Raw genomic sequence first — 24541 nt, 5'->3', positions numbered from 1 at the left:
ATGGATTTGAGTCAATATAAAAATGTATGGGTATATGCGGAGCAGAGACAGGGGGTTATTACACCTGTGGTGAGGGAACTGCTGGGAGAAGGAAAACGGCTGGCGGGAGAAATAGGATGTGAATTGTGTGCAGTTCTGCTGGGGGGAAATGTCAGCGGGCTGGAAAAGGAATTGATCCGTTACGGTGCTGATAAGGTGTATATCGCAGAACACCCCCTTCTTGAAAATTATACCACGGACGGCTATACTAAGGTTATTACCGATGCTATTGAACAGTATAAGCCTGAAATCCTGCTGTATGGCGCCACCCATATTGGGAGAGACCTGGCACCAAGGATTGCCGCAAGGGTGAATACGGGATTGACGGCGGACTGCACAAAGCTGGAGATCGACCCGGCAGACAAGAAAATCATGCAGACAAGGCCGGCCTTTGGAGGAAACCTGATGGCAACGATCGTGTGTCCGGAGCACCGTCCACAAATGTCTACGGTGCGTCCGGGTGTAATGCAGAAGCTGGAGCCGGATGATACTAAAGCAGGCGAAGTGATCCGAATGGAGGTAAGTCTGAGCGAATCAGATGTAAGAACTAAAATTTTGGAGATCGTCAAAAGCACAAAGGAAATTGTTTCTCTGACAGATGCGGATGTTATTGTATCTGGAGGCAGAGGACTTGGAAATGCAGACGGTTTTAAGGTGATCCAAAAGCTGGCAGATGCCATGGGCGGCGTAGTGGGCGCTTCCAGAGCGGCAGTTGATGCAGGATGGATCGATCATTCCCACCAGGTTGGTCAGACCGGCACCACGGTTAAACCTAAGATTTATATCGCTTGCGGCATATCCGGAGCAATCCAGCACCTGGCCGGTATGCAGTCTTCCAATATGATCATAGCAGTTAATAAAAACCCAAGGGCACCGATTTTTGAGATAGCGGATTATGGTTTGGTGGGGGATCTCTTTGAAATCGTTCCAATGTTGACGGAAGCATTTGAAAATGAGAAAAATAACGAATGAAGCCAGCCGGGCTGAATATTTGGCGGAACATAAGGATGAGGTGATGCGGGAAACATTTTGCCGCGCTTTTTGTGATACGTGCCATGCATATCCCGATCAGGCTGCTGTATGTTCCGAAGGACAGACAGTGACCTATGGAGAGCTTCTGAGATGGTCGGAGGCTGTGGCGCATAAGCTTGCTTCGCAGGGGATCCGTGAGGAGGAAGTTGTGGCAATCCGCACCGGCAGGACCATTGAAACCGTTGCAGGAATGATCGGTATATGGAAAGCAGGAGGGGCTTACGTATACCTCGACAGGGCATATCCCAAAGCGCGGGAAGAGAGCATACTGCATGAGTGTGAATGCAGGATCATACTGGATCCAGCATGGTGGGAGGATATTGACAAAGAAAACGATCTTCCGGAGATAGACTATTCAAAGGCAGAGGGGTTAGCATTGATTGTCTATACATCCGGTTCCACATCCAAGCCCAAGGGCGTTATGCTGGAACACAAGAATGTAGTTGCCGCAATGTACAACTTCCAGGTGTTTGAATTGAAAAAGGGGGAGCATTTTGGGGTATTTCCGGGTTTTAGCTTTGTGGCGTCTGTCAGCGATCTGTATTCAACACTGGCCGCCGGCTCGGTGATCGATATTATTCCGAGTGGCATACGCAGAAATATAAATGCTCTTGTGGAATATTATATAAGGCATAATATTAAGATTACGTTTCTGCCTCCTCATATGGCCAGGAAGTTATTAAACATGGACCTGTCGGAGATACCGCTGCGTCTTCTTCTGGTGGGAAGTGAAACAGTACGGAATCTGGGAAATGCCCCTTTCAAGGTCTTAAATGTATACGGAGCATCAGAGACGTGTTCTATGATTTCCCATTATGAAATAACAGATGCGATTTCCGGTGAGGTCTGTCCGGTTGGAAAACTGAAGGCAGGGCTGAAGGGGTATCTGGTTTCGGATGACGGGAAGCTGGTGCGGCGGGGAGAAGAAGGTGAACTATGGCTGGCCGGTGCCCAGGTAAGCAGGGGATATTATAAACTTCCGGAGATTACAAAAACCCATTACATCAAAAATCCGTTTTCAGATGAAACAGGATATGAACGTGTTTTTAAAACAAATGATATTCTCAGAGAATTGGAAGATGGCAATTACCAGTTTGTCTGTCGTAAGGACAATGTTTTTAAAATACGGGGATTCCGCGTGGAAAATACAGCAATAGAGCAGGCAATTATGGAATGCGCACCTGTTAAGGAGGTGGTGGCAAAGGTGTTTATGGACAAGGGCGGATGCAATATCCTCTGCGGATATTTTACCGCGGATAAGAAACTGGATGTGAAGGCCATAAAAGAACGGATGAAAGAGAAGATCCCGTACTACATGGTCCCCACCTGCCTGATCCAGTTAGATGCATTTCCTTTGAATATAAATTCAAAAATAGACAGAAAGGCAATCATGCCGCCAAAGGAATTAAACAACCACAAATTACTGGAAAAACTATATTAAGGTAACACACCTATTAAAAGCCATTGGAAGCGCTGTTTGTGCTATGCTTCCAATGGCTTTTAAAATAACAGGAAACATCAGTCTCCTTGTCCACTGAGGGTATCCCTACGTCAGGAACAGGCAGTCGCCAGCCCCCAGATACACGGTGGAGAGAGTCTCCTCCTGTTCCATCATGTTTCTGAAGAGTTCTCCGGAGCAGTGGTTGAATCCCAGAAGACGGATCCCCATGTCCTTCATTATCTCCACTGTCTGACGGATCCGTGCTTCGTCCGCTTCCATGAGGTGGGTTCCCCCGATCACCGCCTTGATGGGCTGTGAAAAATGTTCCTTTACCGTGGTAAGGATGTTCAGGATTCCCGGGTGGCTGCAGCCCACGATCACCACCAGCTCCCCCTGTTCCTCAATGATCAGGCAGATCTCATCACAAAACTTGTCCTGTACCCAGGCGTCCTGCTCCCGGAGCACGAACCTGCCGGGGACGGACTCAAACTCATAGGTGCGCCGTATATCACCCATGACCCAGCAGCCGGGTGCAAGGGGGGTAAGGCCATGGCATTCCATATGAGTAATGTGGTTTTCCGTGAGGAACTCCTGGTCAAATCCGGGTCCCAGATAGGATGACTTGATGCCGCTGACAGCATACTTTTCTGTAAAAAATCCTTTTCCCGTCACCAAAGGGCATTGAAGTCCGTTTTTAACAAATTCCCTGTACCCTCCTCCATGGTCGTAATGTCCATGGCTGCACACGGCAAAATCGATCCTGTCTGGCCGTATTTTTATTTTTTGTCCATTCTCAAATGTGTGCGCGCCTGCTCCAAAGTCAAATAGGATGCGCGTATGTCCTGTTTCTACGTAGAGGGATAACCCGTGCTCCGCCGTAAAGTCCTTGCGTCCGCCCATGAGATTATCCATTAATGTTGTGATCTTAATGGCTTCCACCTCCTGCCAGTTTCGTGTACTCCCGGAGTTTTCCCGTCACCTGTCTTTGCGGCTGGTTTTTTGTCAGCCGAACACAAATGTGTACACTTTACTGAAATATTTATGATACCGGTATTATACCACAGTATCCTGCTTTTGGTATATGAGGAAAGAACCATGCATTGTAACAGAAATTCCCACAATATTTCAAGAAAAAAGTAAGGAAAACCTTGATGTATTATGTTAGAATAGGTATTAAGGTTCAATGCGGCATAAAATAAGCGCTGCATGGCATACATATAAGTTAACGTAAGAGGAGGGGATATCATGCCCGATATTAATATCTTGGTTGTAGATGATGAAAAAGAGATTGCGGATCTGATTGAAATTTATCTTGTCAGCGATGGCTATAAAGTGTTTAAGGCGGAAAATGCTGCCAAGGGACTGGAGATCCTTACAAAGGAGGACATCCATCTGGTGCTTTTGGATATCATGATGCCGGGAATGAACGGACTTGAGATGTGCAAGAAGATCAGGGAGACCAATAATATTCCCATCATCATGCTCAGCGCCAAGTCCACGGATCTGGATAAGATACTGGGACTGGGAACAGGGGCGGACGATTATGTGGTGAAGCCTTTTAATCCCCTGGAGCTGACCGCCAGGGTCAAATCCCATCTGCGCCGCTATACACAGCTAAATCCCAACAGCGCGGCCCAGGACAAGACCAATAATGAGATCACCATCAAGGGAATGATCATCAACAAGGACAATCACAAGGTGGTGGTGGATGATGAGGAGATTAAGCTCACTCCCATTGAATTTGATATTCTGTACCTTCTGGCATCCAATCCCGGAAAGGTATTCAGTACGGATGAGATCTTTGAGCGTGTTTGGAATGAGAAGGTATATGAAGCCAACAACACGGTAATGGTACATATCAGACGCCTGAGGGGCAAGATGAAGGAAGACACCAGACAGAATAAGATCATTACCACTGTATGGGGAGTAGGATACAAAATTGAAAAGTGACATGAGCAGGCGATATCACACGCGGGTCATTACCAATATCATATACAGTGCCATTATTTCCTGTCTGGTGGAAATATTTCTGGTGACCAATGTTTCCATGATCGCCAGGTACATGGAGGAATCAGGGCGGATGAACGGCCTGATTCAGGCAGTACTGGACTATCATGTGGCTGTGGTGCTGGTCTATGTGATCTTTGGCCTGGCGCTGTTTGCCGTAACATTTATGATCCTTCAGGAACCCTATATACGGTATATCAGTAAGATTTCAGATGCGGTGCAGAGCATTTCCGAAGGGAATTTAAACACCACCATTGATGTGATCGGAGATGATGAGTTTTCCAGCATGGCAGCTAACCTGAACAAGATGGTGGAAGATATCAAGGGACTTATGGATAAGGAGAGGGAGTCGGAGAGGACCAAGAATGAGCTGATCACCAATGTGGCCCATGATCTCAGGACTCCGCTGACCTCCATTATCGGATACCTGGAACTGCTGGCCGGCAATACCAGGATACCGGCGGACATGCAGCACAAATACATAGAGATCGCATACGGCAAGGCAAGGCGCCTGGAAAAACTGATCGAGGACCTGTTCGGATTCACAAAGCTGAACTATGGGAAGATTTCCATGCATGTGGCTCAGCTGGACGTGGTGAAGCTGCTGGGACAGCTTTTGGAGGAGGCTTATCCTAACTTTGTGGAAAAGAACCTTTCCTATGACCTTCAGAGCAATGTTCCGGCCAAAATCATCACCGCGGACGGAAATCTGCTGGCCAGGCTGTTTGACAACCTGATCGGCAATGCCATTAAGTATGGGGCGGACGGAAAGCGCGTGCTGGTAAAGCTGCATGCGGATGATGAATTGGTGACCGTGTCCGTTACTAATTACGGCTATGTGATCCCGCCGGATGAGCTGCCCCTTATATTTAACAAATTTTACCGGGTGGAGCAGTCCCGTTCCAGCACCACGGGAGGTACGGGCCTGGGCCTTGCCATTGCAAAGGAGATCGTGGACATGCACGGCGGCACCATCCAGGTGGCCAGTGATCTTAACGGAACCGTGTTCACTGTGAAGCTGCAGGTACATTTTGATATTAACAAAGAGAACTTTGGAACGATTAACTGATATTCGGGCGTAAGGATTGTGGGAATAAATGATGAGACACGCCCCGGGAGAGTACAATGAGGACTTGTAACATGAGGATATTTCCAAGGAATATAAAAAGGGTGCTGAAAAGCTCCCTTTTTGGCTTAATTCTGGCAGCGGCCATGACCGTACAGGCTTTTGGGGCCGCAGGGGAAACGGCTCAGGACATGGGCCGGGACACGGCCAAGGACACGGCCCGGGAAGCGGACCGGGAAGCGCCCCAGGATACGCTGCCGGAGGAGGGGCTTACAGCCTCCCCCATTACCATGGATGTGGTGTACGGGTATAAGAACATTGCTAAGAGCGGACGTTTCCTGCCCCTTAGGGTGGACCTTAAAAATACTGCGGACCGGGCATTTACGGGAACCCTGTGTGTACTGGCCATGGAAAGCGATCTTCAGGGATACAGTATGGATCTGGACTATGATGTATACCGGTATGAGTATCCGGTGGAGATACCTGCCTCGGGCAGCGTCACGGAGATGCTCAGCGTCTCCCTGGGGGCCAGGGTGGATCAGATGTATGTCCGCCTGCTGGATGAGAGCGGGAACCAGGTGGGGCAGAAACGGCTGAAGCTGAACCTGAACATGGATACGGCGGAGCTTTTTATCGGTGTTCTCAGCGATGATCCTGAAAAGCTTCTGTATCTCAATGGGGTGGGGATCAATTACAGTACCCTGCGCACCAGGTCCATTGAAATGACTGCCGCCACCCTGCCTTCCAGCGAACTGGGGCTGGACCAGCTGGACGTGCTTCTTATATCTGACTTTGATACAGGCAGGCTTTCCGGCCAGCAGATCCAGGCCGTATGGGACTGGGTGCAGAAGGGGGGCGTACTGCTCATAGGAACAGGGGCCAGGGGAAGTGAGACTCTTAGGGCCTTTGCAGGCGATATACTGGAGGAGCCGGTGCCGCAGCCCGACCAGTATGTGATCAATATGGGGGTGGAGTATGCGGTGGATGGGCCGGAAGGCGCTTCCATTCCCCTCACTTGTACGGATGTGCTGTTAAAGGGCGGCAGCGAGGTGCTTTCCAGCGATGAACTGTCCGTGCTCTCCTCCGTTTCTGCGGGAAAGGGGATCGTTGCCGTATCCATGTATGACTTCGCGGATATCGGGGAGTTTTGCCAGCAGAATATCTCCTATATAGACAATCTCTTTGCCACCCTGCTGGGAGAGAGCCGGATCAACAGCCTGAGCAGCGCCATGGACGGGGGCAACTATAACCAGTACTGGTCTGTACAGTCCCTGATCAATACAGGAAACCTTACCAAACTTCCAAAGGTGGGGCTGTATGTGACCCTGGCAGTGGCCTATGTGGTCCTGGCCGGGCCGGGCCTCTACTTTTTCATGAAACACCGGGGAATGCTGCGCTATTACATGCCTTCCGTGGGGATCCTCTCCCTGTGCTGTACGGGAATGGTCCTTCTCATGGGAATGACCACCAGGTTCACGGGCCCGTTTTTCACCTATGCCTCCATTCAGGACGCGGACAGTGAGGGCGTGTCGGAGACCACCTTTATCAATATGAGGGCGCCTTATAATAAGCCGTATTTTGTCAATCTGAACCAGGATTACACCCTTTATCCCCTTACGGGAAATGTCTACTACAACATGACGCCTGTCCCCAAGTTCACAGGGGAGGAGCCGCCCGCCATCACCATCCATTACGGCAAGGACGGGACCAGCATCAAAGCCGATAATGTAGGGGCGTTCAACTCCAAATTCTTTATGATGGAAAAGCACACCTCCAATCAGGAGGGAGTGGGGTTCACAGGGGATATCAACTGCTTTGACGGCAAGGTGACAGGTACCCTTACTAATAATTACAGCAAGGAAGTGGAAAATGTAGCCATCCTCCTGTACAACCAGATGATGTATGTGGGCCATATGGATCCGGGTGAGACCCTGGACCTGGATGATATGAAGATGGTATATGGGGCCACCAATTTCGGTTATGCCATGGCGGAGCAGATCACCGGGGCTTCCAGGTATAAAGAGGATAAGGATATTGGGGATGCCGCCTATGTGGGGGCGCTGGAAAGGACCAACCTGCTCTCCTTCTATATGAGCAACTATCTGTCCGGATATCATTCCGAGGCCAGGGTGGTGGCGTTCAGCAAGGATAAGGACGAGACTGGATTTTTAAAATCATCAGGGTATGAGACATATGGTTCCACCCTGCTCACCTCATCCATTGATGTGAATTATGAGAAGGATGGGATGATCTACCAGTCCGCCATGCAGAAGCAGCCCAATGTGCTGTCCGGAGAATACTACGCGCAGAATAATACCATGTATGGAATGTCGCCTGTTATGCTGGAATACTATCTGGGGAATAATATAGAGGTGGAAAAACTGAACTTCTATCATCTCAGTGATGAGGTTGCCAAGAGCATGCGGTATTATTACACGGTGCCCTTCAGCGGAAACATGTATTTCTATAATTACAACACGGGAAGCTATGATTCCTTTGATACCAATGTCACAGAATATGTCAGGGAGGATCTGGAGCCCTATTTATCACCAGGCAATACGCTGACTGTAAAATATGTATATGACGCGACCGGTGACTATACCTGGAATATCATGCTGCCCGTGCTGACCGTTACAGGGAGGAGTAAATAATGCTGGAGATCAAAGGATTACATAAGATATACGGTAAGTACCATGCCCTAAGCGGCCTGGACATGAATGTATCCTCAGGTGCCCTGTACGGATTTGTGGGGCCCAATGGTGCCGGAAAGACCACTACCATTAAGATCATGGCAGGCCTGCTCACGGCAGATGAGGGCAAGATCACCATAGACGGGATCAATGCCTTAAGGGACCTTAAGGACCTGAAGGCCAGGATCGGATATGTGCCGGATTTTTTCGGGGTCTACGACAACCTTACAGTGTCGGAATACATGGAATTTTTTGCCTCCTGCCACCACCTGGACGGGCTTGTGGCCAGAAAACGGTATACGGCCCTGCTGGAGCAGGTGGGCCTGGAGGATAAGCTGGATTTTTATGTGGACGGTCTTTCGCGGGGCATGAAGCAGAGGCTGTGCCTGGCAAGGGCCCTGATCCACGATCCGTCCATACTGATACTGGACGAGCCTACCTCGGGTCTGGACCCAAGGACCAGGTTTGAATTCAAGGAAATATTAAAGGAGCTGCAGGAGTCCGGCAAGACCATTGTCATCAGCTCCCACGTGCTGTCGGAATTGTCGGAGCTGTGTACGGATATTGGGATCATAGACCAGGGCAGGATGGTGCTGGAGGGGAACATTGACGATATCCTTTCCAGGGTCAACACATCCAACCCGCTGGTGATAACGGTTTTCAGCAACCTGGAAAAGGCCCTGTCCATTCTCAAGAGCCATCCCTGCGTACAGACCATTTCCCTCCGGGAACAGGATATCTGTGTGCGCTTTAGCGGGGATGCCCAGGATGAGGCCCTGCTGCTCCAGCAGCTCATTGACAGTGATGTGCTGGTCAATGGGTTTACCAGGGAAAAGGGCAGCCTGGAGTCAGTGTTCATGCAGCTGACAGAACATGAAGAAGAAAAGGTGGTGGTGTCATATGATGCGGAATCCGGTTTTTAGCCGTGAGATGAAGGTGAATTCCAGAAGCGTGAGGCTTCCTGTGATCATCCTTTTGTTTAACGGTATCCTGTCCCTGGTAACACTTCTTAATATGTATTCTGCCGTGGCCCAGGTCAGGACAACGGCTGCCATTCAGTACAGCAGCTTTATGGATATGTATGAGTTTGTGACCACCATTGAATTTATACTGCTGATGTTCATTGTGCCGGCCGTGACCGCCTCCAGTATCAGCGGGGAGCGGGAACGCCAGACCCTGGAGCTGATGCTGACCACCCAGATGACTGCGTTCCAGGTGGTGATAGGAAAACTGATGAGTGCACTCAGCACCCTTCTGCTCCTGATCGTATCCAGCTTCCCGGCAGTGGCCATGGTGTTTGTGTACGGGGGCATCACCTGGGGAGATGCGGTTTCCCTGCTTTTGTGCTACATCACAGTGGCCTTTTTTGCAGGCAGCGTGGGGCTGTGTTTCTCAGCGCTGTTTAAGCGCTCCACCATATCCACGGTGGTGACCTACGGGGTACTGGTAGCCGTGGTGGCCGGGACTTACTTTATCAACAAATTCACCCTGTCCCTTTCCTCCATGAATATCAATAACTCCGTGGCGGCATACGGATTTGGGGAAAACGCGGTAAAGGCCACTTCCGGCGGAGCATTTTATCTTTTGCTTCTGAACCCGGCGGCCACCTTTTTGGCCATTCTCAACGGCCAGGTGGGGGGAAGCGCGCCGCTGACCAAAATAAGAAGCTATTTTGGCATGACGACCACAAATTTTATAACGGACAATTGGATTATGGTGAGTATCCTGATCCAGCTGGCGCTGGCGATCCTGATGATCTATATAGCGGTCAGGTGCGTAGAGCCTGTAAAGCGCAGGCGTAAGAATGGCAAGAAAGGGGTAAATCATGGGAATTATTAAAGCAGTTACATCCGCAATAGGGGGAGCTCTGGCAGACCAATGGCTGGAGGCCGTGGAACCTGATGATATGGGAGACAAGACCGTCTTTGTGCGCGGGGTACAGGTGCGCAGGGGAAAGGGATCCAACACAAAGGGATCCTCCGACCTTGTGTCCAACGGATCCGTGATCCACGTGTATCCGAACCAGTTTATGATGCTGGTGGACGGAGGCAAGGTGGTGGACTATACTGCGGAGGAGGGTTACTACACCATTGACCACTCATCCGCGCCCTCCATGTTTAACGGCCAGTTTGGGGAGGCATTAAAGGAATCCTTTAACAGGATCCGGTTTGGCGGCATAACACCCGGGGCTCAGAAGGTTTATTATATCAATCTCCAGGAGATCAAGGGGATCAAGTTCGGCACCCGCAATCCGATCAATTATTTTGACAACTTCTACAATGCGGAGCTGTTTTTGCGGGCTCATGGGACTTATTCCATCAAGGTGACGGACCCGCTTAAGTTTTACGCTGAGGTGATCCCCAAGAATGCGGACAAGGTGGAGATCGATTCCGTGAATGAGCAGTATCTGTCCGAGTTCCTGGAGGCATTCCAGACATCGGTAAACCAGATGTCCGCGGACGGCACCAGAATTTCCTTTGTGACCTCCAAGAGCAGGGAGCTGGGACGGTATATGGCGGACACCCTGGATGAGGAGTGGAACAAGCTCAGGGGCATGGAGATTCAGGCCGTGGGCATTGCCAGCATCACCTATGATGAGGAGTCCCAGAACCTGATCAACTTAAGGAACAAGGGCGCCATGATGGGGGACCCGGGCATCCGCGAGGGATATGTGCAGAGCACCATTGCTGAGGGGCTAAAGAACGCGGGAGGCAATTCCGCAGGTTCCCTGGCAGGCTTCATGGGCATGGGATTTGGCATGCAGACCGGAGGCGGCTTTATGGGAGCTGTATCCAACACCAATATGCAGCAGATGCAGATGAACCAGGCCGGGCAGATGCAGGGAAATGGCGGCGGCCAGTCCATGGGAAACCAGGGAGCGGGAGCCCAGGCCATGGGAACTCCGGCCGCGGGAGCACAGCCCATGGGAAGCACGGCTTCAGGCGCTCACAGTGGGCCGGACAGCTGGTACTGCACCAACTGCGGCACTGCCAATACAGGCAAATTCTGCGGCGAGTGCGGAAGTCCAAGACCGGCGGGGGGATGGACCTGCAGCTGCGGCACCACCAATACGGGCAAGTTCTGCAGTGAATGCGGGAAGCCAAGACCATAGGCTGATCCGGCTGCATCACATATCATGCTTACAGGAGATAACAGATGGGAGTTATAACATATAAATGCCCAAACTGCGATGGAGGTCTGGTCTTCGACCCTTCGTCCCAGAAATACCACTGCGAATTTTGTCTCTCCAACTTTACCCAGGAGGAACTGGAGGAGTTGGATCAGGAATACAGCCAGGGGCCGGATCACGGCCGGGAGCCGGAGTACAGCCAGGATCAGGAACACAGCCAGAATCAGGAACACAGTCAGGCCGTGCTGTATAATTGTCCCAGCTGCGGGGCGCAGATCGTGACGGATGAGACCACGGCGGCCACATTCTGCTATTACTGCCACAATCCCGTGGTACTGTCAGGGCGGCTGTCCGGGGAATTCGCCCCTGATCATGTGATCCCCTTTCAGATCGACAGAGACAAGGCGAAGGAGATATTTGCCCAGTGGATCAAGAAGAAAAAGTATGTCGTGGATGAATTTTATTCCAGTAAACAGGTGGAGAGCATGACAGGGGTATATTTCCCTTACTGGCTCTACGGCTGCAAGGTGGACGGCGTGCTGGACGCCCAGGGGAAAAAGCTGAGGACGTGGGATACCGGCAATATGCGTTACACGGAGACCCAAGTCTATGACATCCAGCGCCAGGGGACCATGGATGTGGATAATGTGGCCAGAAACGGACTGAGAAAGGCAAACAGGCAGCTTATAGACGGGGTGCTGCCCTTTCGGATGGAGGAAAAGAAGCCGTTTTCCATGGGATATCTGTCAGGCTTTATGGCAGAGAACAGGGATATGGAAAAGGACCAGTTTGTCACGGATGTGAAGACCGAGGTCAAGACATTTGCCCTTCAAAGCCTCCAGTCCCAGGCAGGTTCTTATAATTCCCTGCAGATCCGGCGAAAGGATGCCCAATTCAGGGAAGAAGAATGGAGTTATGCCTTGCTTCCGGTGTGGACTCTGACCTATAATGACAAGGCAAGAGGCAAGATCTATTACTTTGCCCTCAATGGCCAGACCGGCAAAGTCTGCGGTCAGCTGCCTGTGGACAACAGGAAGCTGGCTAGACTGTTCCTGTCCATTTTCCTGCCGCTGTGCATTCTGTTTCTGATAGGAGGGTATCTGCTGTGATAATGGGATATAATAGGAAAATGCGTCTGGCCGCTCTTGTGACAGTGTTCATGGTATTCTGGACTTTTGTCTGCGGTATGACGGCCTTTGGAGCGCAGGCTGAGAGCGGCAGCGCTGCAGATCAGCGGGTCTTTGACATGGCCGGACTTTTATCAGATGAGGAAAAGGACAAGGTGGAGGAATCCATTGCCTCCAGCCGTAAAAAGACCGGTATGGATGTGGTGGCCGTGACTGCGTTTCATGACGGAAAACGTTCGGCCATGGAGTATGCGGATGATTTCTATGACCAGAACGGGTATGGGACAGGCAGCAAGAAAAGCGGCGTCCTGGTCCTGCTCTACATGGACGCGCCGGGCCAGCGGGGCGGGGAGAGCTGGATATCCACCAGCGGTAATATGATCCGTATCCTTACGGACAGCCGCATTGAAGCCATTCAGGATGATATGGCCGAGTATCTCAGATATATGGATTACAGCGGCGCCTTCATGCGGTTTGCTGAGGACATTGAATATTATGTGGACCAGGGGATCCAGCGGGGCCAGTACAATTATGATACGGAAACAGGAGAGATCAGTGTGTACAAAAGCATACGGTGGTATGAAGCTGCGTTTGCCCTCATTGTACCGGCCATGATCGCAGGCAGTGTATGCCTGGGGGTAAAGGGACGTTACTCCATGAAACAGTCGCAGAGGGACCGCTCCAATGCCCTGCTGGCATACCGCGCTGATACAAGATTCATGTTCCGTAATTGTAATGACTTGCTGTTAAATAAATTTGTGACCAGTGTGCCGATTCCAAGGAACACCGGGGGATCAGGCGGTTCGGGAGGCGGGCACAGCTCATCAGGCCGTAGCTCCACCCATACCTCCAGCGGCGGCCACAGCCATGGCGGAGGAGGCCGTAGATTCTGATTCTACATGGAATTGGGTATGTCTGGGAATATAAATCAGGTTTTATGCACATTTTAAGGGTATGTGCGATATAATAGAGTATAGATATGATTCAGATATATCTTCTCTGGCTTATGCAATGGCCTGATCGTTGTGTCGCGCATCCAGCTGGTGCTTTATAATAGATTACAGGGCAACCTGGGCGGTGATAACGCAGTGAAAGCGTTGTTGCCGTTTACATAGCCAGCTATCTTTGATACAGAGGAAGTTATGAAAATGAATTACACGTATATCCTAACCTGTGCGGACGGAACCCTGTACTGCGGCTGGACCAATAATCTGGACAAGCGTCTGAAAGCCCATAACTCAGGCAGGGGAGCCAAGTATACCAGGCCCAGAAGACCGGTGGTGCTTTCCTATTATGAGGCATTTGAGACAAAGGCAGAGGCCATGAAACGGGAATACGCCATCAAACATCTGACCAGAAAGCAGAAGGAGATGCTGATGCGCAGGGACGGCGGCTTAGGGCAGGGTATGGGAGGCTGATATTGGAGCGATCCTGCCATCATACATAAAACAGATATATAGCCACATATAAAGTAACAAATAAAGTTATATATAAAAACATCTGCCCCGGAGCATATTGATCCAGTTCCGGGACAGATGTTTTTTGTTATTAGCATTCAGTTATTTTACATTTCAGGCGCCATTCAGGCTGCATTACAATGCCTCTAGGCCACAAAACGGTACATCATCACATAATGGCAGATACTCCCTCCCATGACAAACAGGTGGAAGATCTCATGGGAGCCAAAGTTTTTATGCCTGGAGTTGAAGATGGGCAGCTTCAGTGCGTAGATAATGCCGCCTACGGTATAGATGATGCCTCCGGCCAGCATCCACATAAACCCGGCTTTGGGCATGGAGCTGAGGATCTTTGTAATGGCAAGCACGCACACCCAGCCCATGGCAATGTATATGAGGGAAGAAAACCACTTGGGACAGGTGATCCACAGCGCGTTTATAAGGATCCCGGCAGCGGCGATTCCCCAGACCAGGGTCAGGAGAGACCAGCCGGTCTTGTCACCCAGGACGATCATACAAACCGGGGTATAAGTTCCGGCAATGAGGATAAAGATCATCATATGGTCAATCTTCCTCAGCATCTGGTTGATCTTAGGGGAAATGTCCAGGGTGTGGTAGATGGTGCTGGCCGCATACAGCCCTATCATACTCAGTATGAAGATGGTCAGTGCGCTTACGTGGAGATAGCCGGAGTCACGGGCGGCCTTTAAAAGCAGGGGCATGGCCGCTATGATGGCCATTACCATGGCGATAAAGTGTGTCAGGGCACTGCCCGGATCTTTCACCTTTGTAAGATTTCGTTTCAGTTTTGCTGTCATATATACCAGCCTCCTTCTATTAAAAAACTGACAATAACTTACTGTTACTTTGATATGTAGTTTCCATTACTACATCTGTTTGTATTATATACTATACACCTATCCTTAAAATTATGCAACACTTTTTGAAAAAACCTTAGATTCAAATGTGTATCTCTGTTACAGTCCAGACGGCGCAGCTTCCTGACCGGAAAAGACGGTCAAGAAGCTGCGGATGTCCATCCGATGTGAAAACTGGTGCAGAATCAGTCTTATAAGCCAGCATAGCGCCCGCCTCTGCACCAATTTTCCCGCCGTCTGAACTGTTACGTATATCTTCTTAGACCTTTAATAAGAAATATGAAAGCAAAGAAATAAAACAGTAACTTTTGTTAATGATTTAGTAAGTTTCGTTAATTGTGGAGAACTGCTATAAAAACTATAATATGAGTACGAAGCGTAAATAGACTCTGGAGAGGGAGGGAACGTTATGTATTTGAGAAAACACGTGGCAATAGGAATCAGTCTGATCATGGCGATGGCCAGTATCAGCGGGTGCGGCGGCGCCAAGGGGGGAAACGGGGCACCTCAGAACAAGGAGACGCAGGGAAAAGAGACCCAGGATAAAGGGGCTCAGGATAAGGGGGGCCAGGACAAGGCGGCCCAGGGTAAAGATGATCAGGCGGGGACGTCCGCAGCCCAGGCGCAGTCGGGGGAAAGCAAGGTGATCACCGTATTCCACTACATGGGGCAGTCCGTAAAGCAGGATTCCCTGGTTAAGCTGGAGGAGGCGTACATGGAGGCGCATCCTGAAATTACCTTTGAAAACGTATTCTACAACCAGGGCACGGATTATTTTCCGCAGCTGTCAACCGCTCTGGCTTCCGGGGAACAGCCTGACATTATTATGGGAAATCCGGCCATGTACCCGGACCTCATTGAAAACGGTTATGCAATGGACCTGTCGGATAATGAGGTCATCAGGAATATGGGGCTTGACCAGTATGATCTAAACGATGTGTCCGCAGACGGAAAGGTATATGCTGTTCCCATTGACTTTAAGACATCAGGTATCTTTTATAACAAAAAGATATTTGAGGAGCAGGGAATAGAAGTGCCGAAGACAAGGACCCAGTTTAAGGAAGTGATACAAAAGCTTCATGATGCAGGGATCGATCCTTTTATCGATGTGTACGGGGAAGGCTCCACCGGCGATCTGGAAACACGTTCCACCATATGGCCCAGGGCAATTGCAGCAGGGGATCTGGATATCTTTGATCAATGGATGAGCGGGAAGGCAGGGGTAGCGGATTATCCGTATGTGGAGGAGGCGCTGTCTGTGTGGGACGACAGGATGCTGTATCCGCGCACGGACGCCATGGCCAATAACCAGGACAAGGCCCTGGAATTATTCATAGCAGGGGAAGGCGCCATGATCTTTACAGGTAACTGGAATATCGGCGAGATCGAAGCCAGGGGAAAGGACCAGGGATTTGAGTTTGATTTCTTTGTACCGCCCATTGATGATACGGAAAACTCAGGAAAGATGGGAGTGCTGGTGGACCAGTGCTTTATGGTGAATCCTAACGCCGATGCCCTGGATGAGTCTTTGGGATTTCTGGAGTATTGGGTTACGGACGGCGCTTTAACCTGGTCTGAGGGCACACTGATGCCGCTGATCACAGGCGAAAGCTCCGACAAGCTCCTGCCCGTTGTCCAGACCATTGCCGAGGTGAAAAAATCAGGCAATTACGTATCTCAGGGCGCATTTACCAAACCTATGAACACTGAGTTTACCAATGCCTGGAGAAAAGCGCTTATAAGCTATGCGGAAAGTGTGGTCACAGGAAAGCCCATGACCCATGAAGAGTGCATTGCAAATATCCAGTCCATGTTTGACGATATTATTGCCACAAATTAAAAAGGTAAAAGGAGCAGAATCATATGACGAAAAGAGAACGGGTTAGGGCCGCGTTCCATGGTCTGGAGACAGACCATGTGCCGGTCTGCTTCTGGAAGCATGTACCCCAGGAGTTATGGCAGGAAGACAAATTTATTGAGGCACAGGTTGACTTTTACAAAAAGACGGATGTGGATTTTGTAAAGCTGTCAGCAGACGGGTATTTCGGCTGGCCGGCCCCGGCGCTTGGAAAACTGGAACAGGCAAAAGACCTGTATCAAATGAAAGCCTTTGGGCCGGATCATCCGTTTATCAGGGAGCAGATCCACCGCACCAAAAAAATCGTTTCAACCCTTAAGGATGAATGCTGCTGCCTGTATCTGATATTCTGCCCCCTTTCCTATCTGAGGCTGGAGATCGGTTATCCCAGGATGATGGAACTGATCAGGGAGGATCCGGAAGCGGTAAAACATGCCTGCCGCGTGATTGCAGGGGATGTAAAGCTCCTAGTCAGGGGGATCATAGAGGAAGCCGGATGTGATGGGATCTTTTACAGTGTACAGAATGGGGAAGTAAACCGTTTTACATATGAGGAGTACAGGGAATGGGTAACGCCCAGCGACAAGGAAGTCCTGGATTATGCCAATACCCTCAGCGACATGAATGCCCTGCACTGCTGCGCATGGGAGGAGATCAATAACAGGCTGGAAGACTGGTCTGACTATGACTCGGCGGTGGTGAGCTGGTCATGTTATATTGACGGCCTGGGCGTCAGCCAGGCAAAGGATACATTTAAACGCACGGTGTGGGGCGGGTTTGACAACCGCCTGGGAAGCCTTTTGTACAGCGGCACAAAGGAAGAGATCCAGGCGGAGACAAAAGCCCTTATAGAGGAAGGGGGAAAACGGGGGTTCATTATAGGGCCGGACTGCAGCATCCATGACGAACTGCCCCTTGAGAGGATCCGGTGGGTGGTGGAGACAGCAAGGTCTGTTTAGCAGAGTGGCTCTGCTGGAAGGAGAGATTTTATGTACGTAGCAAATGAATACCAGGCAGACAAGGAAAGATATGAACATATGGAATACGGCCGCTGCGGAAAAAGCGGCCTGAAGCTTCCGTGCGTTTCCCTGGGCCTGTGGCATAACTTTGGAAGCAAGGATAATTATGATACCATGAAGGCCATGTGCTTTACCGCGTTTGACCATGGTGTCACCCACTTTGATCTGGCAAATAACTATGGCCCTGTATATGGCAGCGCGGAAGAGAACTTCGGGCGGATCATGGAGAACTGCCTTAAGCCCTACAGGGAAGAACTGCTGATCAGCACAAAAGCAGGCTATGATATGTGGCCCGGGCCATATGGGGATGGAGGAAGCCGCAAATACCTGATCTCAAGCCTGGACGCATCTCTTAAAAGGATGAAACTGGATTATGTGGATATTTTCTATCACCACCGCATGGATCCTGATACCCCGGTGGAGGAGACCGTCCTGGCCCTGGAGCAGATTGTAAGAAGCGGCAAGGCACTTTACGCAGGAATCTCCAACTATGACGGGGAGCATGCCCGGGAGGCAATGAGGATTGCCCGGGAAGTCCGCCTCCCCCTTGTGATCAATCAGAACAGCTATAGTATTTTTAACAGGACCATTGAAGAAAACGGACTAAAGGAATATGCGGCCCGGGACGGTATGGGGATCATTGCATTCAGCCCTCTGGCCCAGGGAATGCTGACGGACAAGTATATAAACGGTATTCCTGCGGACAGCCGCATTGCAAGGGACGGAAGGTTCCTCCACGCGTCCGATCTCACAACGGAGCGGGTGGAACAGATACGCAGACTGGATGCAATAGCCAGGGAGAGGGGGCAGACATTGGCTCAGATGGCGTTATCCTGGGTATTAAAGGACGGGGTCGTGACCAGTGTCCTGATCGGGGCATCCAGGCCGGAACAGATCATTGAAAATCTGGGGATTGTCGGCAATACCCATTTTTCCCAGGCAGAGCTGGATGAAATAGACAGGATCAGCAAATAAAGCGGCAGAAGGGAGCTGTTCAGATGAAACCACCTAAGATATCCATGAAGCAGGCCAGGATACATGGTACAAACCTGTTATTCCTGCTTCCTGCATTTGCCCTGTTTGCATTTGTTGTGATATTGCCTTTCCTACAGGGGATCCCCTATTCCTTTACCAACTGGAAGAGCGTCATCAGCACAAACTATGACTACGTGGGATTTAGCAATTACATTACTTTGATCAGGAACAGGTATTTTCAGCAGGCATTTTTACATACCTTCCAGTTTACTGTGATCTATGTGACTGGCGCCAATGTCCTGGGGCTTGGCCTGGCTCTGCTGCTGAACAGATCCAAATGGTACACAAATATTGCAAGGACCGTGGTATTCATCCCCTTTACAGTGGCCCTCACAAGCGGCGCCATTGTATGGAGCTATGTGTATACGGATATCATTTCCCCGCTGTTTAACATTGTAAGCCCTCTTGGAGTCTCCAGCCAGGTCATTCCGGCAATGGCAGTGATCGCCATATGGAGGGATATGGGATACTGTATGATGATCTACATTGCCGCCCTGCAGTCCATTCCCGATGATTACTACGATGCGGCCAAGGTGGACGGGGCCAACTGGTGGCAGAGGGTAAAGGGGATCACATTTCCCCTGATCGTCCCGGCCATCATATCCAATGTGACCCTTCTGGTGGCATGGGGGCTGAAATGTTTTGATTATCCCATGGCGGTTGCAAGAAACATGGAAGCGGCCCAGACAGCGGCCATGTATGTGTATGACAATATCTTCGGATTCAATAAAGCAGGACTGGGGCAGGCTGCTGCGATCATCATAACCGTGGTGCTGGTGATCCTGACATATGCCATAACGGCTGTCTGCAACAGGCTGGAGGTGGAGGAATGACAGGCATGATTGACAGAAGATACCGGCAGAAGATCCTAACCTGTATTAAGATCATCACGATCTTCCTGGTAATGACAGCAGTGATCGCGCCGTTTTACGTCAGCGTCATATACGCGTTAAAGGACAGCTCTGATATATCCGTAAACCGCCTGGCCTGGCCGCAGCATCCCACCATTAACAACTTTGTAAAGGTGATCACGGAAAATGAGCAGTTTATCACTGGGTATAAGAACAGCATCCTTACCACCATACCAGCGGTCCTGATCCTGATGACGGCAACCTCTATGGCAGCTTATGTCCTGGCAAGGTTTAACGGCAGGTTTTACAGAAGCGTTTATATGATATTTGTGTCCGGGATCCTGATCCCCATCCAGTGTATCATGCTGCCGCTGTACCTTAACTTCTTCCGCCTGGGACTTACCAATTCCAACCTTGGTTTTGTCATTGCCAGGACAGGGCTTCAGATACCCATCAGCATATTGGTAGTGACCGGGTTTGTAAAAACAGTGCCCCTTGATCTGGAGGAAGCGGCCAGGATAGACGGATGCAACCGTTTTACCATGTTCTGGAAGATCGTTTTTCCGCTTATGAAGCCGGTGAACGCAACACAGCTTGTACTGAATACCTTGTTTATATGGAATGATTACACCACTGCGGTCATTCTTCTGCGCAAGGTGGAATCCAGGACGCTTCTCCTGGCCCAGATGGCATATTTTAACGAATACACATCAGAACTTAACCTGGCATTTGCCTTTTTTATCCTGGCAATGCTGCCTATCCTGATCCTTTACTTCTGTATGCAGAAGTATGTGGTCAGTGGTATAATGATGGGAGCGGTCAAGGGGTAGGCGGGTACAGACAGGCACAGGGGGAAGATATGGCATATAAAGTAATTATTGTGGATGATAACCATAACACAGTGAAGTCGCTGTTATATGGTGTTGACTGGGGAGCGCTGAATCTGGAGGTGGCGGGAACCGCCTATGACGGAGAGCAGGGGAAGCGGCTGATGGAAGAAAAAAAGCCGGACATTGTAATTACGGACATCAACATGCCCTATATGGACGGACTCAGCATGGTGGAGACCTCCCTGGACCAGGATCTGGGCAGCAAGGTGATCGTGATCACCGGATACGACAAATTTCAATATGCAAGCCGTGCCATCAAGCTGTCCGTATTTGACTATATACTGAAACCAATTGATGATGACGAACTTTTAACCGCTCTGGAAAGAGCGGTTAAAAGCATTCAAAAAGACAGAAATGTTAACCGGCAGGTGACAGGCGTATTAAAGGGCAGGCTGATACTGGCCTTGATGTCCGGCCGGGACCTGCCTGTGTGGTCCCTGGTGAGCGACATACAGATCTGTAAAGGCAGCTGTGCCATGCTTGTTGCCTATGCCAATGACGGATTTTCCCAGCCCCTTCTCCAGAGGGTGGAATATTCAGAACAGCGGATCACCGGCAGAACCATATCCACCCTGTTGGAGGAAAAGCTTGTGATCTTGTGCACTTCAGAGGAAGAGGACATATCCTGGGAGATACAGTTAAAAGAAATCAGCGCTGTTTTATGTGAAAGCGACAGAACGGTCCGGATCGGGACGAGCCGGGTCTATGGGTTGAAGGATTCGGTGAAGGATCTGTATCTGGAGGCATATGAGAATATGCTGGAGGGGTATGGGGTTACAAGACCGGGAGAAATGGCAAAGACAGACATCCGCTATGGGAAAGCGGCCGACCTGCAGGCCGAGGCGGCCATGCTGGCCCAGGATATCAGGGGGACCGAGGATTACGAAAAGACATATGCCGCCTTTGAGCGGTGCACCGGGGGCAGTATCATTTCCCTTCAGGTAATGTCGGTGATCTATTGCACCAAGGTGATCCAAAAGCACAAGCAATGGGCTGTATACCTGGATTCCGCCATCTACAGCGCGATCCAGAACACGTCCATTGAGATGTTTGGAAAATGGCTGAAGTCATTTCTAAAGGCCGTGGACCAGGCCAGGGACCAGGGAAAAGGAAAGTCGGAGCTGGTACTGAACGTGCTCCGCTATATGGAGATCCATACATTGGAGAATATCAAGCTGGAGCAGGTGGCCTCGGAGTTTTATGTCAGTCCCAATTACCTGTCTTCGCTGATCAGCAAGGAGACAGGCATCACCTTTCAGCAGCATATGATGAAAAATAAAATGGCAGTGTCCAAGCAGATGCTGGACGACACAAGGATGAGGGTGGAGGAGATCGCCTACGCGGTGGGATATGAAAACTATGTGAGCTTTTATAATGCGTTCAAACGCCTGGAAGGGATCACGCCCAGTGAATACAGAATGAGGAAAAGGGAGTAGATATGCTGGATTCCGTAAAGAAATTTGACAATCTTAAATTCAAACAAAAGCTGATCCTGGTATATTGCATTTCCCTTATTACAAGCCTGTTCTTATCCATCTGCCTGCTAGTGGTATTCTGTATCAACATATTAAAAAAGAATTATATCAACAACCTGGATGTGGTCACAAAACAGGTGGCTGATAATTTTGAGCGCAGGGTATCGGACACGGAAATGCAGCTGTTTAACACCATAAGCATGTTCCAGATCCCGGACTACATGTCCAAAATGGACGGGGACAAAAGCAGCTATGCAGGCCAGGAATTGGGATACATGGCCAACCAGCTGGTGTCCACCGTATTACCCTTTGATTTTGTATATGTTGAGACCAATAAAGGATATACCGCCGATACATCCCAGAAAATGGCGTCCGGGGGAGATGAGGCAGTGGAATTTGCAGGAAGGTTTGTTGAGGAGTCCAAGGACGCTGTGTTAAAGCAGGGTTATATGTGGGCATCGGATGAGCGGAACCACGTCTATATCCTCCATGCAGTGAGAAAGATCACATCCCTGAAGCATGTGGGGTATGCGGTGGCGCGGGTAAAGAGACAGTCAGTGGAAATGCTTAAGGATGACAAACATGACATAGCCCTGCTGTTTTACAACAGGGGAAGGAAATGCATCTATACGGAAGGCATGGAGGAACCGCTGCAGGCAGCTGTCCTGGAGCAGCTGGAGGCCGGGGGACACATGGAGGGCGGCCAGAGTTGGGATCGCAAGGCGTATTATGCCATAGAAAAGGAGAGCGCCGGGGGATGGCATATTGCGGGTATCATTCCCATGGTCAGCATTACGGGAATGGGGCGCAGCGTGGTGGTAAGCGGGATCCTGCTGGGACTCATATCTATGGTTCTGGGAAGCGGGCTGATGCACTACCTGACCCGCAAGGTAAGCCTTCAGCTGGAGGCGCTGACAAACTCCATGGCTTATGTGTCCGAGGGCAGTGTGGGGGTGGTGACCCCTGTTTACTGCCATGACGATATCGGACAGCTGACAGAGTGCTTCAACAATATGAACCAGAGGATTTCTAAGCTGCTGGACCGGATCGTGGCAGAGGAGCGCCTGAAAAACAAGGCGGAGCTGGAAGCCCTGGAGTACCGGTATCGTTTTCTGCAGACCCAGATCAACCCACATTTTATATACAATGCTTTAGAGACAGTGAATGCGGTTGCCAAGATCAATAAAGCGCCCCAGATCAGCAAGGCCATCCAGCTCATCGGCAAGTATTTCAGGAGCATAACCGCCTATTCGGACCAGCAGTTTATCACCCTGAAGGAAGCGTTCAGTTCACTGGAAATATACATGGAGATCTATCATTATATCCAGGAGAATAATCTAAAGGTGGAGATCGATTATCCCCAGGAGCTGAAAGATGTAAAGATCCCCACCATGATCCTCCAGCCCATTGTGGAAAATTGTTTTGTCCACGGGATGCGTTCCGTTGAGGAGCTGTTTGTGATCCGCCTGAAGGCAGGACAGGCTGGGGATCATGTCCGAATCACCATAGAGGATAACGGAAATGGGATCAGGGAGGAGGTATGCGGAAGCCTCAGTGAATCCAGGCAGGGAAAGGGGGCCCATTCCGGGATCGGGCTGGCCAACATCACGGAGCGCCTTTTCCTGCTCTATGGGGATGAGGGCAGGCTGTCTATTGAAAGCAGCGGATCCGGGACAATTGTGACGATCACAGTGCCACCCCATTGTGTATCCCACGGACCTGGTTTATAATGGATAAACAGGAAAAAAGATAAGAGAGGATAGACCATGATTTCTATATTATATGAAGATCAGGATATTATCGTAGTACAAAAACCCCCGGGCGTGGAATCCCAGTCAGCCCGCGGATTTGCCCCGGATATGGTCAGTGAGATACGCCGCCATCTCCACAATCCACAGGATATCCACAAGCTAACCACAGCTAATTCCGGGTCCCAGCCCCCGTATGTGGGAGTTATCCACAGACTGGACAAGCCCGTGGGCGGTATTATGGTATATGCCAAAAACCAGAAGTCGGCAGCATCCTTAAGCGCCGCTTTACAGGACAAAAAAGTGGAAAAGTCATACATGGCGGTGGTATGTGGAAAACTTGTGGATAAACAGGGGGCATATGTGGATTATCTACGGCAGGACAAGAAAAACAACACTTCGTCTATTGTGGATAAGTCGGTGAAAGACAGCCGGAAAGCGGTCCTTAACTACAGGGAGATGGAAGTTATCCACAACCCTGGGGACGGAGAAAAATTCCTCTCATTAATAGATATTGAGCTCCTTACAGGGAGGCACCACCAGATAAGGGTGCAGTTTGCCGGTCATGGCACCCCCCTCTACGGGGATGGGCGGTATGGTATACACATATCCACAAAGGTTGACATAAAGGAGAAACCTTCAGGGAGGATATCCGGCCAATCTCCGGCCCTTGCCCTGTGCGCATACCGCCTGGCATTTCCCCACCCCGCTGCAGGGGAGAGGATGTGCTTTGAGATCAAGCCTTCCGGCGGTGCATTTGACTTGTTTTCAGTGCTGAAATAAGCGGGAAGATATGCA

At 50.2% G+C, this 24541-nt stretch carries 21 protein-coding genes; 19 read left to right on the top strand and 2 right to left on the bottom strand.

What is annotated here, in order from left to right:
- Positions 1 to 1011 carry an electron transfer flavoprotein subunit alpha/FixB family protein gene (locus tag HMPREF9469_RS10965; protein WP_007861916.1) on the top strand — a complete coding sequence of 337 codons (1011 nt, stop codon included), beginning with the start codon at positions 1 to 3 and terminating at the stop codon, positions 1009 to 1011.
- On the top strand, positions 992 to 2512 hold the full coding sequence (locus HMPREF9469_RS10960; RefSeq protein WP_007861914.1) for an amino acid adenylation domain-containing protein: 1521 nt from the start codon (positions 992 to 994) through the stop codon (positions 2510 to 2512). Before HMPREF9469_RS10965 ends, HMPREF9469_RS10960 begins: the two co-directional genes overlap by 20 nt.
- 105 nt (positions 2513 to 2617) lie before the next feature.
- Here the strand turns inward: HMPREF9469_RS10960 and HMPREF9469_RS10955 are convergent, their stop codons facing one another.
- Positions 2618 to 3412, bottom strand: coding sequence for an MBL fold metallo-hydrolase (locus HMPREF9469_RS10955; protein WP_007861912.1), 795 nt, complete (start codon positions 3410 to 3412; stop codon positions 2618 to 2620).
- Positions 3413 to 3757: 345 nt separating this feature from the next.
- Here HMPREF9469_RS10955 and HMPREF9469_RS10950 point away from each other — a divergent pair, with 345 nt between their 5' ends.
- The 9 genes from HMPREF9469_RS10950 to HMPREF9469_RS10910 all read left to right on the top strand — a co-directional run bounded on the left by HMPREF9469_RS10950 (position 3758) and on the right by HMPREF9469_RS10910 (position 13950).
- Complete coding sequence (locus HMPREF9469_RS10950; protein WP_007861910.1) at positions 3758 to 4462, top strand: response regulator transcription factor; 705 nt, start codon at positions 3758 to 3760, stop codon at positions 4460 to 4462.
- Entirely contained in the window at positions 4452 to 5588 is a 1137-nt protein-coding gene (locus HMPREF9469_RS10945; RefSeq protein ID WP_007861908.1) for a sensor histidine kinase, read from the top strand. Before HMPREF9469_RS10950 ends, HMPREF9469_RS10945 begins: the two co-directional genes overlap by 11 nt.
- Positions 5589 to 5659: 71 nt before the next feature.
- The gene (locus HMPREF9469_RS10940; protein WP_040416009.1) at positions 5660 to 8236 is read left to right on the top strand and encodes a DUF4350 domain-containing protein; all 2577 of its coding nucleotides are present in this window, start codon (positions 5660 to 5662) and stop codon (positions 8234 to 8236) included.
- Positions 8236 to 9198 (top strand): ABC transporter ATP-binding protein, encoded by a 963-nt coding sequence (locus tag HMPREF9469_RS10935; RefSeq protein ID WP_007861904.1) that lies wholly within the window; start codon positions 8236 to 8238, stop codon positions 9196 to 9198. The genes HMPREF9469_RS10940 and HMPREF9469_RS10935 overlap by 1 nt, the downstream gene beginning before the upstream one ends.
- The gene (locus HMPREF9469_RS10930; protein WP_007861902.1) at positions 9176 to 10114 is read left to right on the top strand and encodes an ABC transporter permease; all 939 of its coding nucleotides are present in this window, start codon (positions 9176 to 9178) and stop codon (positions 10112 to 10114) included. Before HMPREF9469_RS10935 ends, HMPREF9469_RS10930 begins: the two co-directional genes overlap by 23 nt.
- A complete protein-coding gene (locus HMPREF9469_RS10925; RefSeq protein WP_007861900.1) occupies positions 10101 to 11387 on the top strand; it encodes an SPFH domain-containing protein in 1287 nt (428 codons plus the stop codon). The genes HMPREF9469_RS10930 and HMPREF9469_RS10925 overlap by 14 nt, the downstream gene beginning before the upstream one ends.
- A gap of 44 nt (positions 11388 to 11431) precedes the next feature.
- Positions 11432 to 12514 carry a TFIIB-type zinc ribbon-containing protein gene (locus tag HMPREF9469_RS10920; protein ID WP_007861899.1) on the top strand — a complete coding sequence of 361 codons (1083 nt, stop codon included), beginning with the start codon at positions 11432 to 11434 and terminating at the stop codon, positions 12512 to 12514.
- Positions 12511 to 13425 carry a TPM domain-containing protein gene (locus HMPREF9469_RS10915; protein ID WP_007861898.1) on the top strand — a complete coding sequence of 305 codons (915 nt, stop codon included), beginning with the start codon at positions 12511 to 12513 and terminating at the stop codon, positions 13423 to 13425. Before HMPREF9469_RS10920 ends, HMPREF9469_RS10915 begins: the two co-directional genes overlap by 4 nt.
- A 255-nt stretch (positions 13426 to 13680) precedes the next feature.
- Positions 13681 to 13950: a GIY-YIG nuclease family protein gene (locus HMPREF9469_RS10910; protein ID WP_040416006.1), complete on the top strand. Its 270-nt coding sequence runs from the start codon at positions 13681 to 13683 to the stop codon at positions 13948 to 13950.
- Between the two features lie 185 nt (positions 13951 to 14135).
- Here HMPREF9469_RS10910 and trhA read toward each other — a convergent pair whose 3' ends face one another.
- Complete coding sequence (trhA, locus tag HMPREF9469_RS10905) at positions 14136 to 14807, bottom strand: PAQR family membrane homeostasis protein TrhA (RefSeq protein ID WP_007861896.1); 672 nt, start codon at positions 14805 to 14807, stop codon at positions 14136 to 14138.
- Between the two features lie 469 nt (positions 14808 to 15276).
- On the opposite strand from trhA, the gene HMPREF9469_RS10900 reads away from it, so the two are divergent.
- The 8 genes from HMPREF9469_RS10900 to HMPREF9469_RS10865 are packed head-to-tail and all read left to right on the top strand — an operon-like array spanning position 15277 to position 24526.
- Positions 15277 to 16707, top strand: a complete 1431-nt coding sequence (locus HMPREF9469_RS10900) for an ABC transporter substrate-binding protein (RefSeq protein WP_007861894.1) — start codon at positions 15277 to 15279, stop codon at positions 16705 to 16707.
- 23 nt (positions 16708 to 16730) lie between these two features.
- Positions 16731 to 17684: a uroporphyrinogen decarboxylase family protein gene (locus tag HMPREF9469_RS10895; protein WP_007861892.1), complete on the top strand. Its 954-nt coding sequence runs from the start codon at positions 16731 to 16733 to the stop codon at positions 17682 to 17684.
- A gap of 30 nt (positions 17685 to 17714) precedes the next feature.
- Positions 17715 to 18719 carry an aldo/keto reductase gene (locus HMPREF9469_RS10890; RefSeq protein WP_007861890.1) on the top strand — a complete coding sequence of 335 codons (1005 nt, stop codon included), beginning with the start codon at positions 17715 to 17717 and terminating at the stop codon, positions 18717 to 18719.
- Between the two features lie 23 nt (positions 18720 to 18742).
- Positions 18743 to 19612, top strand: a complete 870-nt coding sequence (locus tag HMPREF9469_RS10885) for a carbohydrate ABC transporter permease (protein WP_007861889.1) — start codon at positions 18743 to 18745, stop codon at positions 19610 to 19612.
- The gene (locus HMPREF9469_RS10880; RefSeq protein WP_007861888.1) at positions 19609 to 20460 is read left to right on the top strand and encodes a carbohydrate ABC transporter permease; all 852 of its coding nucleotides are present in this window, start codon (positions 19609 to 19611) and stop codon (positions 20458 to 20460) included. Before HMPREF9469_RS10885 ends, HMPREF9469_RS10880 begins: the two co-directional genes overlap by 4 nt.
- A 29-nt stretch (positions 20461 to 20489) precedes the next feature.
- Entirely contained in the window at positions 20490 to 21956 is a 1467-nt protein-coding gene (locus tag HMPREF9469_RS10875; protein WP_007861887.1) for a response regulator transcription factor, read from the top strand.
- Positions 21957 to 21958: 2 nt separating this feature from the next.
- A complete protein-coding gene (locus HMPREF9469_RS10870) occupies positions 21959 to 23725 on the top strand; it encodes a sensor histidine kinase (protein WP_007861886.1) in 1767 nt (588 codons plus the stop codon).
- Positions 23726 to 23761: 36 nt separating this feature from the next.
- Positions 23762 to 24526, top strand: a complete 765-nt coding sequence (locus HMPREF9469_RS10865; RefSeq protein WP_007861885.1) for an RluA family pseudouridine synthase — start codon at positions 23762 to 23764, stop codon at positions 24524 to 24526.
- Positions 24527 to 24541 lie beyond the last annotated feature (15 nt).

This window comes from [Clostridium] citroniae WAL-17108, from assembly GCF_000233455.1.
GTDB classification, from domain to species: Bacteria; Bacillota; Clostridia; order Lachnospirales; family Lachnospiraceae; genus Enterocloster; species Enterocloster citroniae.
Note: the sequence above shows the minus strand (reverse complement) of the source record. Positions and strands in the feature narration are given on the sequence as shown.